Origin of the sequence: Streptosporangium lutulentum (assembly GCF_030811455.1) — a bacterium.
GTDB classification, from domain to species: Bacteria; Actinomycetota; Actinomycetes; order Streptosporangiales; family Streptosporangiaceae; genus Streptosporangium; species Streptosporangium lutulentum.
The window spans coordinates 1,000,049-1,014,485 of sequence record NZ_JAUSQU010000001.1; the positions used below are offsets into that span (position 1 = coordinate 1,000,049).

The 14,437-nt window shown below is 69.1% G+C and carries 13 protein-coding genes and 1 riboswitch; of the genes, 8 read left to right on the forward strand and 5 right to left on the reverse strand.

Annotated elements, in window-relative coordinates; genetic code table 11:
- Nucleotides 1–2 precede the first annotated feature (2 nt).
- The 6 genes from glmS (at nt 3) to J2853_RS04305 (ending at nt 8,655) form a co-directional block, all read left to right on the forward strand.
- Entirely contained in the window at nt 3–1,823 is a 1,821-nt protein-coding gene (gene glmS, locus J2853_RS04280; RefSeq protein WP_307555172.1) for a glutamine--fructose-6-phosphate transaminase (isomerizing), read from the forward strand.
- Between the two features lie 184 nt (nt 1,824–2,007).
- Complete coding sequence (locus J2853_RS04285) at nt 2,008–3,030, forward strand: Bug family tripartite tricarboxylate transporter substrate binding protein (RefSeq protein ID WP_307555173.1); 1,023 nt, start codon at nt 2,008–2,010, stop codon at nt 3,028–3,030.
- Nucleotides 3,031–3,035: 5 nt separating this feature from the next.
- A riboswitch (cobalamin riboswitch) is annotated at nt 3,036–3,237 on the forward strand.
- A 123-nt stretch (nt 3,238–3,360) separates the two neighbouring features.
- Entirely contained in the window at nt 3,361–5,577 is a 2,217-nt protein-coding gene (locus J2853_RS04290) for a ribonucleoside-diphosphate reductase subunit alpha (protein WP_307555175.1), read from the forward strand.
- A gap of 30 nt (nt 5,578–5,607) precedes the next feature.
- A complete protein-coding gene (locus tag J2853_RS04295) occupies nt 5,608–6,603 on the forward strand; it encodes a ribonucleotide-diphosphate reductase subunit beta (protein WP_307555177.1) in 996 nt (331 codons plus the stop codon).
- Nucleotides 6,604–6,657: 54 nt separating this feature from the next.
- Nucleotides 6,658–7,779, forward strand: a complete 1,122-nt coding sequence (locus J2853_RS04300) for a mechanosensitive ion channel family protein (RefSeq protein ID WP_307555178.1) — start codon at nt 6,658–6,660, stop codon at nt 7,777–7,779.
- A gap of 105 nt (nt 7,780–7,884) precedes the next feature.
- Nucleotides 7,885–8,655: an enoyl-CoA hydratase/isomerase family protein gene (locus J2853_RS04305; RefSeq protein ID WP_307555180.1), complete on the forward strand. Its 771-nt coding sequence runs from the start codon at nt 7,885–7,887 to the stop codon at nt 8,653–8,655.
- Nucleotides 8,656–8,680: 25 nt separating this feature from the next.
- On the opposite strand, the gene glgC is transcribed toward J2853_RS04305, so the two are convergent.
- A complete protein-coding gene (glgC, locus tag J2853_RS04310) occupies nt 8,681–9,907 on the reverse strand; it encodes a glucose-1-phosphate adenylyltransferase (RefSeq protein ID WP_307555182.1) in 1,227 nt (408 codons plus the stop codon).
- Between the two features lie 48 nt (nt 9,908–9,955).
- Here glgC and glgA point away from each other — a divergent pair, with 48 nt between their 5' ends.
- The gene (gene glgA, locus J2853_RS04315) at nt 9,956–11,128 is read left to right on the forward strand and encodes a glycogen synthase (protein ID WP_307555183.1); all 1,173 of its coding nucleotides are present in this window, start codon (nt 9,956–9,958) and stop codon (nt 11,126–11,128) included.
- Here glgA and J2853_RS04320 read toward each other — a convergent pair.
- Nucleotides 11,118–11,483, reverse strand: coding sequence for a PH domain-containing protein (locus J2853_RS04320; RefSeq protein WP_307555185.1), 366 nt, complete (start codon nt 11,481–11,483; stop codon nt 11,118–11,120). The two genes, glgA and J2853_RS04320, sit on opposite strands and share 11 nt — an antisense overlap.
- Nucleotides 11,484–11,579: 96 nt before the next feature.
- On the opposite strand from J2853_RS04320, the gene pgeF reads away from it, so the two are divergent.
- Nucleotides 11,580–12,266, forward strand: coding sequence for a peptidoglycan editing factor PgeF (gene pgeF / locus J2853_RS04325; protein WP_307568594.1), 687 nt, complete (start codon nt 11,580–11,582; stop codon nt 12,264–12,266).
- 39 nt (nt 12,267–12,305) lie between these two features.
- On the opposite strand, the gene J2853_RS04330 is transcribed toward pgeF, so the two are convergent.
- The 3 genes from J2853_RS04330 to J2853_RS04340 all read right to left on the reverse strand — a co-directional run bounded on the left by J2853_RS04330 (nt 12,306) and on the right by J2853_RS04340 (nt 14,368).
- Entirely contained in the window at nt 12,306–12,722 is a 417-nt protein-coding gene (locus tag J2853_RS04330; RefSeq protein ID WP_307555187.1) for a nitroreductase family deazaflavin-dependent oxidoreductase, read from the reverse strand.
- A gap of 75 nt (nt 12,723–12,797) precedes the next feature.
- Nucleotides 12,798–13,613, reverse strand: a complete 816-nt coding sequence (locus tag J2853_RS04335; protein ID WP_307555189.1) for a sirohydrochlorin chelatase — start codon at nt 13,611–13,613, stop codon at nt 12,798–12,800.
- Between the two features lie 197 nt (nt 13,614–13,810).
- The gene (locus tag J2853_RS04340; RefSeq protein WP_307555191.1) at nt 13,811–14,368 is read right to left on the reverse strand and encodes a GNAT family N-acetyltransferase; all 558 of its coding nucleotides are present in this window, start codon (nt 14,366–14,368) and stop codon (nt 13,811–13,813) included.
- Nucleotides 14,369–14,437 lie beyond the last annotated feature (69 nt).

Here is a 14,437-nt window from a genome sequence, read left to right on the forward strand (position 1 = left end):
AGATGTGCGGAATCGTGGCTTATGTAGGGGCGAAGGATGCGGCGCCGATTCTGCTGGAGGGGCTGCAGCGCCTTGAATACCGGGGCTACGACTCGGCCGGCGTGGTGGTCTCCAACAAGGGCCTGAAGATGCGCAAGGTCAAGGGGCGGGTGGCCGACCTGGCGGCCGTCGTGCCCGCGCGGTTCAAGGGCGGCCTGGGCATCGGCCACACCCGCTGGGCCACCCACGGCGCGCCCAGCGACGTCAACGCCCACCCGCATCTGTCCACCGACGAGCGCATCGCCGTCGTGCACAACGGCATCATCGAGAACGCCGACGAACTGCGCGCCAAGCTTGAGGCCGACGGCGCGGTCTTCCTGTCGGAGACCGACACCGAGGTGCTGTCGCACCTGATCGCCCGTACCGTCCAGGACGTCGACTCGCTGGAGGAGGCGGTCCGGACGGCGCTCAAGCGGGTCGTCGGCACCTACGGCATCGCGGTGATCGACGCGCAGCGGCCCGGCGAGGTGGTCGTGGCCCGCAACGGCAGCCCGATCGTGCTGGGCATCGGCGAGAAGGAGATGTTCGCCGCCTCCGACGTGGCCGCGCTCGTCCGCTACACCCGCCAGGTGGTCCACCTGGAGGACGGCGAGATCGCCGTGCTCAAGGCCGACGGGTTCCACACCTTCGCCAGCGACGCGCGGGAGACGGCCAAGCAGCCGCTGACCGTCGACTGGGAGGACGGCCACTACGACACCGGGGGCTACGAGCACTACCTCCTCAAGGAGATCTCCGAGCAGCCCGACACCGTCGCCAGGACGCTGCGCGGGCGTCTCGACGACCGCTTCCACATCGCGCACCTCGGCGGCCTCAACATGGACGCGCGGGAGACCCGGTCCTTCCGCCGCGTGAAGATCATCGGCTGTGGTTCGGCCTACTACTCGGGCCAGATCGGCGCGCAGCTCATCGAGGAGCTGGCGCGGATCCCGGCCGACGCCGAACCGGCCAGCGAGTTCCGCTACCGCAGCCCGGTCGTGGAGGCCGACACCCTCTACGTGGCGATCAGCCAGTCGGGGGAGACCTACGACACCCTCGCCGCCGTCCAGGAGCTCAAGCGCAAGGGCGGGCGGGTGCTCGGCATCGTCAACACCGTCGGCAGCGCCATCGCCCGGGAGTGCGACGGAGGCGTCTACCTGCACGCGGGTCCCGAGGTCTCGGTGGCGAGCACGAAGGCGTTCACCTCGACCGCCGTGGCCTTCGCCCTGCTCGCGCTGCACCTGGGCCGCGTTCGCGACCTGTCCCCGGCCGACGGCCGGCGCGTCTGCGAGGGCCTGCGCAGGCTGCCCGACCAGATCAAGGAGATCCTCACGCTGGAGTCCCAGATCAGGGAGCTGGCGGAGAAGTACGCCACCTCGCCGAGCATGATGTTCGTGGGCCGGGTCCGGGGTTATCCGGTGGCCCGCGAGGGCGCGCAGAAGCTCAAGGAGATCTCCTACGTGCACGCCGAGGCCTACCCGGCCAGCGAGCTCAAGCACGGCCCGCTGGCGTTGATCGGCCCTGACATGCCGACCGTCGCGATCGTCCCCGACGACGAGCTGCTGGACAAGAACCTCACCACACTGGGTGAGATCCGCGCGCGCGGCGGGCGGGTGCTCATGGTCGGGCACCGTACGGCCGACACCAAGCTGGCCGACGACTGCATCGTGGTGCCCAAGAACGAGACCGAGCTGGACCCGATCCTGCTGTCGATCCCGCTCCAGCTCTTCGCCTACCACGCCGCCGTCGCCCTGGGCCGGGACGTGGACAAGCCGCGCAACCTGGCCAAGAGCGTCACGGTGGAGTGACCTGGGCGCCGACCTTCCCGGAGCCTCCGGGACTTGGCCTTCCCGGCCCCTTCCCCGGGCTCCCCGCCGCGTGTTCACCGCGCCGGGGAGCCCCTCCCGGCCGAGACGACACCCCCCAACATGTGACAGAGAGTGACATGAGAGTAACCTGAAGTATAGGGGGATCTTGGGGGAAGGGCCGCTTATGCGCCGTCGGGGGTTTTTTGCGTTCGCCGCGGGGATCATGGTCGCCGCGGGGTGCGGTTCGACGAGGAACTCCGGCGCGTCCACGGTCGGCAGGCTGTCCATCATCGCGCCCACGGCCCACGGGCAGGGCTGGGATCTGGCCGCCCGCACGCTGGCCGCCGTCATGATCGACGCGAAGCTGGCGAGGACCGTCGGAGTGAGCAACCATCCGGGCGGTCTGGACGCCGCCACGATGAACACGTTCGCCGCCGACCACGGCCCGTTCATGAGTGAAGGCAAGCTGCTCCTCACGGGGATGCCGATGGTGGCCGGGGCGGAGATCACGAACGCCCCCTCCGTGGTGGACTCCACCACCCCCCTCGCCCGCCTGATCGGCGACTGGGCGGCCCTGGTCGTCCCCGCGAACTCCCCCCTGCGCACCTTCGAGGACTTCGTCGAGGTGCTCCGCCGCGATCCGGCGGGGCTGGTGGTGGGCGGCCGGTTCACGGGAGGTTCCGACCACGTGCTCTACGGCATGATCGGCAAGTGTCTCGGGGTGGACGCCCGGCTGCTGGAATACAGCGGGTATCCCGGTTGGGCCGAGTCGGTCGAGGCACTCAACGACGGCCGGGTGGCCGCGCTCCTGGGGTCGGCCCGCTCCTTCAAGGAGGAGATCGCCGCGCGCCGCCTGCGACCCCTGGTGGTCTCCTCCGGCCAGCGGATCGACGGGATCGACGCGCCGACGCTCCTGGAGCTGGAAGTCCGGCTGGAGTACAGCGACTGGTGCGGCCTGCTCGGCCCCCGGGGCATGCGCCCCGAGGACAGGGACGAGGCCGTCGCCCTGTGCGACAGGCTGGACGACACGCCGCGCTGGCAGGAGGTGTGCGCGGCCAACGGCTGGAACCGGGTGTATCTGAGCGGCGAGGATTTCCGCCAGTGGCTCGTCACCGAGACCGGACGCACCCGCGGGGTTCTCTACGACCTGGGGCTGCTCAGGTCCTCAAGCACAAGGTGTAGGGGTGGTTGCGTCAAGCGCCACTAGATGTAGGATCCTCACTCGTTGCTGGTTCGCCCTTCCGGGGGCGAGGCAAGAGGGAACCCGGTGAGACTCCGGGGCTGCCCCGCAGCGGTGAACGGGAACGACAACCGTCATGAGAGCACTGGGCGCACCTTGCCTGGGAAGCGACGGTCGGTAGGCGTGAGCAAGGCGCCCGTGAGTCCGAAAACCTGCCGGCGACCATGAAAACTGTCCAGGGCCTCGAGGGAGGGCTCGCGGAACGAGGCGGTCCGGCATGCCCGGAACCGCTCTCAGACGCGTGCGCCCTTCCGGCGGGAGCCAACGGGGGAATTACGAGCACGCGAGGGGTAAAACGTGACACAGACCTTGGTCGACGCCACCAAGGAGACCGGGAACGACCAGGTCGACCGCCGGTTGGCGATCGACGAGGCCGCCGCCCGGGTGATCACTGATCCGGCGAACTCCAAGATCGCCGCCGGGATGCTGGCCGAGCTGATCGCCGACGAGGCCGCCGGGCACGGGGTCCGGACCTTCTCCGAGTCCATCGCCGCGACGCACGCGGCCGGGCTCATCCAGGACGAGCTGGCCCGGTTCGTGGCCGCCAACGCCACGGCGCTGGACGCGCTGGTCGCACCGGACGCCGACGGGCGCTTCGAGTACTTCGGGCTGCGCACGGTGTACGACCGCTACCTGCTGCGCCACCCGGAGACCCGCAAGGTCCTGGAGCGGCCCCAGCACTTCTTCCTCCGGGTGGCCTGCGGCCTGTCGGAGACCGTCGACGAGGCCGCCGAGCTGTACGCGCTCATGACGACCCTGTCCTACCTGCCGAGCTCGCCCACGCTGTTCAACTCCGGCTCGCGCAGGCCCCAGCTCTCCTCCTGCTTCCTGCTCGACTCTCCCCGGGACGACCTGGAGGCCATCTACGAGCGCTACGGGCAGGTCGCGCGACTGTCCAAGTACGCCGGGGGGATCGGGATCGCCTGGACGCGGGTCCGCTCGCGCGGCTCGCTGATCCGGGGCACCAACGGTCACTCCAACGGCATCGTGCCGTGGCTGCGCACGCTGGACTCCAGCGTCGCCGCGGTCAACCAGGGCGGTCGTCGCAAGGGCGCGGCCTGCGTCTACCTGGAGTCCTGGCACGCCGACGTCGAGGAGTTCCTCGAACTGCGGGACAGCACCGGCGAGGAGGCCCGCCGTACGCACAACCTGAACCTGGCGAACTGGATCCCCGACGAGTTCATGCGCAGGGTCGAGGCCGACGGCGTCTGGTCGCTGTTCGACCCCAAGGAGGTCCCGCACCTCACCGACCTGTACGGCGCCGCGTTCGAGGAGGCCTACCGGGCCGCCGAGGCCGAGGGCCGGTTCGTCAAGCAGATCCCGGCCCGCTCGCTGTACGGCCGGATGATGCGCACTCTCGCCCAGACGGGCAACGGCTGGATGACCTTCAAGGACGCGGCCAACCGGACCTCCAACCAGACGGCCCGCCCCGAGAACGTCATCCACCTCTCGAACCTCTGCACCGAGATCCTCGAGGTCACCAACGACGCCGAGACCGCCGTCTGCAACCTCGGCTCGATCAACCTCGCCGCCCACCTCACCGGCGAGGGAGTCGACTGGGTACGGCTGCGCGCGACCGTCCGCACCGCCGTGCGGTTCCTGGACCGGACCATCGACCTGGGCTTCTACCCGACGCCCGAGGCGAGGACGGCCAACGAGAAGTGGCGCCCGATCGGGCTGGGCGTGATGGGCCTGGCCGACGTGCTGTTCGCGCTGCGGCTGCCGTTCGACTCGCCGCAGGCGCTGGAGCTGTCCACCCGGATCTCCGAGGAGATCGCCCTCGCCGCCTACGGCACGTCCGCGGACCTGGCCGTCGAGCGGGGCCGCCACCCCTCCTACGACGAGACCAGGGCCGCCGGCGGCGTGCTCCACCCCGACCACTACGACGCCGCGCGATCGGCGGAGTGGACGGCGATCAGGGAGAGGATCGCGACGACCGGCCTGCGCAACTCGCTGATGATCGCGATCGCGCCCACCGCCACCATCGCCTCCATCGCGGGCTGCTACGAGTGCATCGAGCCCCAGGTCTCCAACGTCTTCAAGCGCGAGACCCTGTCGGGGGAGTTCCTCCAGGTCAACCGCTACCTGGTCCGCGACCTGCAGGCCCGCGGCCTGTGGACCCCGCAGATCCGTGACGCGATCAAGCGTGCCGACGGCTCCGTCCAGGACATCCCCGAGATCCCCGCCGACCTCAAGGTGCTCTACCGGACCGCCTGGGAGCTGCCGCAGAAGGCGCTGATCGACCTGGCCGCCGCGCGCACGCCGTACATCGACCAGTCGCAGTCGCTGAACCTCTTCATGGCCACGCCGACCATCGGCAAGCTCTCCTCGATGTACGCCTACGCATGGAAGTCCGGTCTCAAGACCACCTACTACCTGCGCTCGCGCCCGGCCACCCGGATCTCGCAGGCCACCGTGCAGGCGCCCGCGGCCCAGGCGGCGCAGACCGTGCTCGACCCCGAGGCCGTCGCGTGCTCCCTGGAGAACCCCGAGTACTGCGACGCCTGCCAGTAGGCATTTTTTTTCAGGAAAGGCTTTGCCCTGATGTTGCTCGACCCTGGAATGGACCTCACGCTGCGGCCCATGCGGTACCCGGAGTTCTACGAGCGCTACCGGGCCGCGATCCGCAACACCTGGACCGTGGAGGAGGTGGACCTCACCTCCGACCTGGCCGACCTGGCCAGGATGACGCCCGAGGAACGTCACCTGATCAACCGCCTCGTCGCGTTCTTCGCGACCGGTGACTCGATCGTGGCCAACAACCTCGTGCTGAACCTCTACCAGCACGTCAACGCCCCCGAGGCGCGCCTGTATCTCAGCAGGCAGCTGTTCGAGGAGGCCGTGCACGTCCAGTTCTACCTGACCCTCCTGGACACCTACCTGCCCGATCATGAGGAGCGGGTCCAGGCCTTCTCCGCGATCGAGCACATCCCCTCGATCCGGAACAAGGCCGAGTTCTGCTTCCGGTGGATCGACTCGCTCGGCGACCTGACCCGGCTGGAGACGCGGGAGGACCGGCGGGCGTTCCTGCTCAACCTGATCTGCTTCGCCGCGTGCATCGAGGGCCTGTTCTTCTACGGCGCCTTCGCCTACGTCTACTGGTTCCGGTCCAGGGGTCTGCTCAACGGCCTGGCCACCGGGACCAACTGGGTCTTCCGCGACGAGTCCATGCACATGGAGTTCGCCTTCAGCGTGGTGGAGACCGTGAGGGCGGAGGAGCCGGAGCTGTTCGACGACAAGCTCGGCGAGCAGGTCACGCGGATGATCGAGGAGGCGGTGGCGGCCGAGCTCGCCTTCGCGGCCGATCTCTGCGGCGACGGGCTGTTCGGGATGAGCGTGGACCAGATGCGCCAGTATCTGGAATACGTCGCCGACCAGCGGCTGGTCCGGCTCCAGATGCCCGTCCGGTACGGCACGGCCAACCCGTTCGCGTTTATGGAGCTTCAGGATGTGCAGGAATTGGCTAACTTTTTCGAGCGGCGGGTCTCGGCCTACCAGGTGGCGGTCGAGGGGAGTGTTTCCTTCGACGAGTCCTTCTGATTACCTGGTGAGTCTGGCCCGTCAGGGGTAGAGACGACGAGGGGGACGCCGTCAGTGTCCAGCTGGATCTATTTGCTCACGTCCGTGCTGTTCGCCGTGGTGATCGTGGAGCTGCTGAGGCGGGCGTTACGGTGGCGGCTGATCGGTGAGAAGTGGGTCCTCGCCGCGCCGCTCGTGCGGCGCTGCACCTGGCCGGCGTTCATGACGGCGGCGGTGGTGACCGCCTACGCGGTCTACGAGCCGGGCATGGCCGACGACTCGATCAGCCCGCTGATCCAGCGGCTGCTCAGCCTGGCCATGATCGGCGGCGTCTCCTGGCTGGTGATCCAGGCCGCCTTCGCGGTCACCGACGTGGTGCTGGACCGGCTGGTCGCCGTCGAGGGGGAGGGCAACCGGCGGGCTCGCCGGATCCGCACCCAGATCACCCTGGTCCGCCGGGTGGCCTCGGCGGTGATCATCGTGGTGGCGCTGGGCGCGATGCTCTTCACCTTCCCCCAGGTACGCGCGCTCGGCGCCGGACTGCTGGCCTCCGCCGGCATCGCCGGCGTGGTCGTCGGTATCGCCGCCCAGTCCACCCTGGGCAACCTGCTCGCCGGGCTGCAGCTGGCCTTCAGCGACGCGCTCCGCCTGGACGACGTGGTCGTGATCCAGGAGCAGTGGGGCCGGATCGAGGAGCTCAGCCTCACCTACGTGGTCGTGCGGTTGTGGGACGAGCGCCGCCTGGTGCTGCCGGTCTCCTATTTCACGTCCAACTCCTTCGAGAACTGGACCCGGCACGGCAGCCGGGTGATCGGCGCGGTGTTCCTCCGCCTGGAGTGGTCGGTGCCGGTGGACGAGCTGCGCGCCGAGCTCTACCGGGCGCTGCGCGAACACCCGCTGTGGGACCAGAAGGACTGGACCCTGCAGGTCACCGACACCCTTCCCAACGGTTTGCTGGAGCTGCGCGCTTTGATGAGCGCCGCCGACTCTCCCAGCGCCTGGGACCTCAAGTGCGACATGCGCGAGCACATGGTGAAGTTCATCCGGGACAAATACCCCGAGGCGCTGCCCCGGTTCCGGGTCGACGCCCCGGATGAGGCGGCGGGCATGCTGTCCGGGCTGTTCGCCGGAGGGGGAGGGGTTCGCGAGGCGCGGCCCTCGGAGAGCGACGGGAGCGCTGACGGCAGGTCGGCCTAGGCGACCGCGGGGCCCCACCTCGGATAGCGCGGTCGCGGCGTCCGGGCCTCTCGGGTCCGGGGGCTGCCCGCATGATCATACGAACGCCCCGGGAGAATCTATCTCGTGCAGATTCCCGCCGGTTTCGAACTGTCCGTCGATGACCACGTCGCCACGTTGCGGATCAACCGCCCCGAGAAACGCAACGCGATGAGCGTGGCCATGTGGCGTGCTCTGCCCGGCCTGCTCGCGGCGCTGGAGAACGATTCCGGCGTGCGCGTTCTCGTGCTCACGGGGGCGGAGGGCACCTTCTGCTCGGGGGCCGACATCTCGGAGATCGCCGGGCTCTCCGAGGCCGGCGACGACACGGGACTGACCGTCACCGCCGAACGGGCGCTGGCCGCGTTCCCCAAGCCGGTGATCGCGATGATCGAGGGCTTCTGCGTGGGCGGCGGCTGCCAGCTCGCCCTCGCCTGCGACCTGCGCTTCGCCGCCGAGGACGCTCGTCTCGGCATCACCCCGGCCAAACTCGGCGTCGTCTACCCGCTGAGCTCCACCCGCCGCCTCGTCGACCTCGTCGGCCCGTCCACCGCCAAGTTCCTCCTCTTCTCCGCCGAACTCGTCGACGCCGGCCGTGCCCTCCGAACCGGACTGGTGGACGAGGTCCTGGCGCCCGAGGCATTGTCCGAGCGCGTGTACGGCTTCGCCCGCACGCTGGCGACCCGCTCCCTGCTCACCCTGGCCGCGGCCAAGGAGATCGTGGACGGCCGGGCCGACGAGGCGCGCTTTCGCCGATGGCAGGAGGAGTCACGGGAGGAGGTCGCCGAAGGCGTCGCCGCCTTCATGGAACGACGGGCCCCGCGCTTCCCCTGGCGCGGGACGGCGCCAGGGAGGTGACCCCGTAGGGGATCGGGCTCCGGGGCTACCGTTCGACGATCTCGTTCTTGCCGATGACCACGATGCCGTTCTGGGTCACCGCGAAGCGGCTGCGGTCGTATTCGAGGTCGAAGCCGATCCGGGCGCCGTCCGGGATGATCACGTTCTTGTCGATGATGGCCCTGCGGACGATGGCGCCGCGGCCCACCTTCACGTTGCCCATCAGCACCGAGTCCTCGACCTGGGAGTGGGAGTGCAGCACCACGCCGGGGGAGAGGATGGAGCGCTCCGCCAGCCCACCGGAGACGATCACGCCCGCGGAGACCAGCGAGTCGATCGCCCTGCCCACCCGGTCGCCGTCGTTGTGCACGAACTTCGCCGGAGGGAGCGGGTCGTGGCCGGTGTAGATCGGCCACTGGCCGTTGTAGAGGTTGAAGACCGGGTGCGCCGAGATGAGGTCCATGTGGGCCTCGTAGTAGGCGTCGAGGGTCCCGACGTCCCGCCAGTATCCCCGGTCGCGCTCGGTGGAGCCGGGCACGACGTTGTCGGCGAAGTCGTACACCTCGGCGCTGCCCGACTTCACCATCATCGGGATGATGTTGCCGCCGAGGTCGTGTTTGCTGGTGGGGTCGAGCGCGTCCTCCCTGAGCGCGTCGAGCATCGCCTGGGTTTTGAAGACGTAGTTGCCCATCGAGGCGTAGACCTGGTCGGGCGCGTCCGGCAGTCCGACGGCGTCCTTCGGCTTCTCGCGAAAGGCCACGATCTTGCGCCCCGCCGGATCGGTCTCGATCACCCCGAACTGGTCGGCCAGCGAGATCGGCTGCCGGATCGCGGCCACCGTCACCTCGGCGCCTGATTCGACGTGCTGCTGCACCATCTGCCGGGGATCCATCCGGTAGATGTGATCCGCGCCGAACACGATGACGTGGTCCGGCATCTCGTCGTAGATCAGATTCAGGTTCTGGAACAGGGCGTCGGCCGACCCGGAGAACCAGTGCGGTCCGAGCCGCTGCTGGGCGGGAACGGGCGTGACGTAGTTGCCCAGCATCGCCGTCAGCCGCCAGGTTCGGGAGATGTGCCGGTCGAGACTGTGGTTCTTGTACTGCGTCAGCACGACGATCTGGAGGTAGTGACCGTTGGCCAGGTTCGACAGCACGAAGTCGACGAGCCGGTAGATCCCCCCGAACGGCACCGCGGGCTTGGCTCGATCCGCCGTCAAAGGCATCAGCCTCTTGCCTTCACCGCCGGCGAGCACGATCGCGAGGACTTTCATAAGTGGACCTTAACCTGATGAGCAGGGCTGAAACACTAAGCTGATCGTATGCGAGTGGATCTGCTGACCCGTGAGTATCCCCCCGACGTCTACGGAGGGGCAGGAGTTCACGTCGAATACCTTTCCCGGGAGCTGCGCCGGCTCGCCGACGCCCGGGTGCGCTGTTTCGGAGCGTCACGACCCGAGCATGGCGTCGAGGCCTACCGGGTGCCCGGTGGGCTGGAGACGGCCAACGCCGCGCTCCAGGTTCTCGGGGTCGATCTGGAGATGGCGGCCGGCTGCGAGGGCGCGGATCTGGTGCACAGCCACACCTGGTACGCCAATTTCGCGGGTCACGTCGCCAAGATGCTGTACGGCACGCCGCATGTGGTGACCACGCACAGCCTGGAGCCGTTGCGGCCGTGGAAGGCCGAGCAACTGGGCGGCGGTTACACACTGTCATCGTGGGCCGAGCGCGGTGCCCTGGCGAGCGCCGACGCGATCATCGCGGTATCGGAGGGAATGCGGCGCGACGTGCTCGCGAACTATCCCGAAATCTCATCGGAAAAAGTTTCGGTGATCCACAACGGGATCGACACCGGCGAGTACGCCCCCGACCGGGGCACGGACGTTCTGGAGAGACACGGCATCGACGCGGGGAGGCCGTACGTCGTCTTCGTCGGCCGGATCACCCGGCAGAAGGGCCTGGTCCACCTGCTCCACGCCGCCAGGGACTTCCACCCCGACGCCCAGCTGGTGCTCTGCGCGGGCGCGCCCGACACCCCGGAGATCGCCGCCGAGGTCACCGGGCTCGTCCGGGGCCTGGAACGGGACGGCGTCATCTGGATCTCGGAGATGCTTCCCCGCCCCGAGGTGATCCAGATCCTCACCCACGCGACCGTGTTCGTCTGCCCCTCGGTCTACGAGCCGATGGGCATCGTGAACCTGGAGGCGATGGCCTGCGAGACCGCCGTCGTGGCCACCGCCACCGGCGGCATCCCCGAGGTCGTGGCCGACGGCTCGACCGGTCTGCTGGTCCCGATCGACCAGGGCGCCGACGGCACCCCGCACGATCCGGATCGGTTCGCGGCCGACCTCGCCGAGCGGGTCAACCGGCTCCTCGCCGATCCCGGCCTCGCCGGGCGGATGGGCGCGGCCGGACGGGCCCGCGCCGTGGAGCACTTCTCCTGGGAGCGGATCGCCGAGCGGACGATGGATCTGTACCGGTCGATCAGCCGGTGATGAAGTGCAGGATCACGTTGTGGACGTGGTGGGCCTTGTTGTCCCCCCGGAACTCCACCTCGTAGGTGTGGGTTCCCACGTGGATGGCGATGGCGCCGGAGGAGAAGAACGAGCCGACCAGGGATTTGTTGCTCACCACGCTGACCGCTGAGACCTTCGAGTAGGGGATGCTCGTGATGGCGATCTTCTTGCCGACGAAGGACTTGTCCTGCACGATCACGCGCTTGTCGGTGAGCCCCAGGAAGCCGGTGCCGGTGCCGACCGCGTCGTAGACGGCGATGATCTGCTCACCCGGCATGAGGCCGCTCTCGATCTGCTGGAACTGTTCCTTCCGGTCGTACACAACCTGTGCCATGACACTCGCAATCTCTAGATGATCTGCGTGCCTGTGCAACGAACGTCCCATGAGCGGGGTTCCTGAGACCAGTAGGGTCGTGTCGTGAGCTTTCAGATGAGGATCACCGACCGTCACGGCGGCACCAGCGCGGAGCCGTACGGCAGCCGCAATCTCGGGGGCGGATGCGGGGACGACCCGGACGCGGTCGCCGCCAACCGGGCCAGGACCGCCGCCGAGTTCGGTCTGGACCGGGTCGTGTTCATGCGGCAGGTCCACAGCGCCGACGTCCGTTACGTGAGCGAGCCGTTCGGCGACGACCCGCCCCCGCTGGACGGGATCTGCACCGACGTGCCCGGCCTCGGCCTGGCCGCGCTCTGCGCCGACTGCGCCCCCGTCCTGCTGGCCGACCCGGAGGCGGGTCTGGTCGGGGCCGCGCACTCGGGGCGGGTCGGCACGGTCTCCGGGGTGGTTCCCGCTCTGGTCGCGGAGATGGCCGGGCGCGGCGCGGAGCCGGCGCGAATGACCGCTCTGATCGGCCCGATGGCGTGCGGCGGTTGTTACGAGGTCCCCGCCGAGATGCGGGACGAGGTCGCGATGACGCTTCCCGAGGCCTGGTCGGTCACCCGCCAGGAGACCCCCGCGCTCGACCTGCGCGCCGCGATCACCTCGCAGCTGGCCAAGGCGGGCGTCTCGGAGATCACCCACGACGCCCGGTGCACCATCGAGACCGCCGATCTGTTCTCCCACCGCAGGGATGCCAGGACGGGGCGTTTCGCGGGTTACGTCTGGCTGGAGGTCTGAGACGCGGACACCGGTTCCGGCCCGCGTCTCAGGCCCGGATCATGAGGAAACGCGCTCCAGCACGACCACGGGGATCTCCCGGGCGGTCTTCGTCTGGTACTCGTCGTAGGCCGGCCAGGTCGCGGTCATGATCTGCCAGAGTTCGGGCTTCTCCGCGGCGGTGGCGGTGCGTGCTCTCGCGGTGAACCGGTCTCCCAGAACCTGGACCTCGACCTCGGGGTTCGCCTGAAGGTTGAGATACCAGGCGGGCGGGGCGTCGGCCCCGCCCTTGGACGCCACCACGAGGTAGTCGTCGCCGTGACGCTGGTAGATGAGCGGCGTCTCCCGCCGCTCACCGCTTTTACGGCCCGTGGTGGTCAGGAGCAGGGTGACGGTGCCCTGCCACTCGTGACCCTCCGCGCCGTCGGTCGCCAGGTAACGCTCGACATGCTCTTTTCCGAACAGCGTGAACGGCATGATCGATCCCCTTTGAGGAATACGGATAGTCCCTATCGCTCAGCAGGATATCGACCTCGTCGATCGGCGAAGGCGTCAGTCGGCCGACAGGATGCTCCCGTAGGCGCGGGCGGCCAGGGCCGCGATCAGCTCGTGCGAGCCGAGAAGGCCGGCGCAGTCGACCCCGATCTCCGCGGCGGCGGCGCTCGCGAGGTCCGGGGCGGCCTCGGGACCGACGACGCACGGGGACAGGGCGATGCGCTCGGCGCCGATGCCGCGCAGCCGTTCGGCGGCTTCGGCGACGCCGGGCGCGCTGTCCAGCGAGGCGACCAGCACGGGAAGCGTCAGCCGTGAGGCCAGCAGCACGGCCGTCGGCTGTGCCTCCGACACGGCGTTCTCGCCGCCGACGGTGGCGAGGATGATGGCGTCGACCGGACTGGAGACGTTGAGCAGCCGCACCCGGTCGGCCCGTGCCAGGCCCTTCTCGGCGAGGCGGATGTGCAGGGCCTCGGCGAGAAGCGGGTGTGGCCCCAGGGAGTCGGTGACCGTCACCGAGACCCCGCTCGTCGCCACCGCCATGGAGATCAGCCGGTCCGCGACCGGATGCGGACCGGTCAGCAGCGGAACCACGATGGCGGCGGTGCCGTCCTCGGGGCGCTCGCGGGCGGCGGCCTCCAACTCGGCGGTGAGCTCCTTGGGATCCTCGCCGAGACCGGCGAGACGGACCTGGATCTGCGGATTGTCCGCCCGTATGAGGGCCGCGATCTCGGCGATGACGCCTGAGGCGTCGCCGAGTGTGGTCAACACCAGCGCGGGTGCCTCCGGCGGCAGCTGGGAGGGCACGGGCCTGCGGTGCCTGCCGGAGGGTCGAACGGCGCGTCCTCGCACGGGGAGGTTGGAACTCTCACTCACATGCGCGGACTCTAGGCCCATTTGACGGTCTCCGTAGTGAGAAACGGCAGCAATTCCGTCACGACATCCAGCGAGAAGGAGATTTCGGTCTCGCGCCCGGCGTCCCGGCGGGACGTCAGCCTCTTCCTCCGCTTCGGGCGGTGACCTGACGTCGTCCTATCCGGCGTGTGATCGATCAGGCAGACCGAAGACGGGGATCAGGTCTCCCTGTGCCCCTCCCACTCGTCCTCCAGAGCCGAGTGCACGATGGAGTCGCGCCAGACTCCGCGGGCCCGCACGTGGTGTCTGATCCGGCCCTCCTCGACCATTCCGGCGACCAGCATCGCGAGCTGGGCGGCGGTGTTGGCCGGGGAACGGGCGCCCCAGATGCGGTGCAGGCGCAGGTGCTTGAACCCGAACAGCAGCGTCAGCCGGATCAGGTCGGTGCCCATGCCCCGTCCCCAGTGGTCGGGGCGCAAGCCCAGGCCGATCTCCGCGCTGTGCGGATGGTCGGCCTCGATGTGCAGCCGGGCGACGCCGATGGCCCCGGAACTCTCCGGCTCGGTCACCGCGAACACGTAGAGCAGCCGGGGCTCGGCCTCGGCGGCCCTGAGCGCTTCGGCGACGACCTCCTCGACCTCCTCGCGGGTGCGCGGGTCGAACGGCAGATGCTCGGTGGCGGTGGGGTCGCCGTAGACGGCGTGCAACGCGTCGACGTCGTCGACGGTGACTTCCCTCAGCCGGAGTCTCTTGCCGGAGATCTCAACGTGGCGCATGGGCAGACGCTAACGCCTCAGAAGCCCCAAGGCTAGAGAACGTTCTCACTGGGGGCTATACCACCGGGC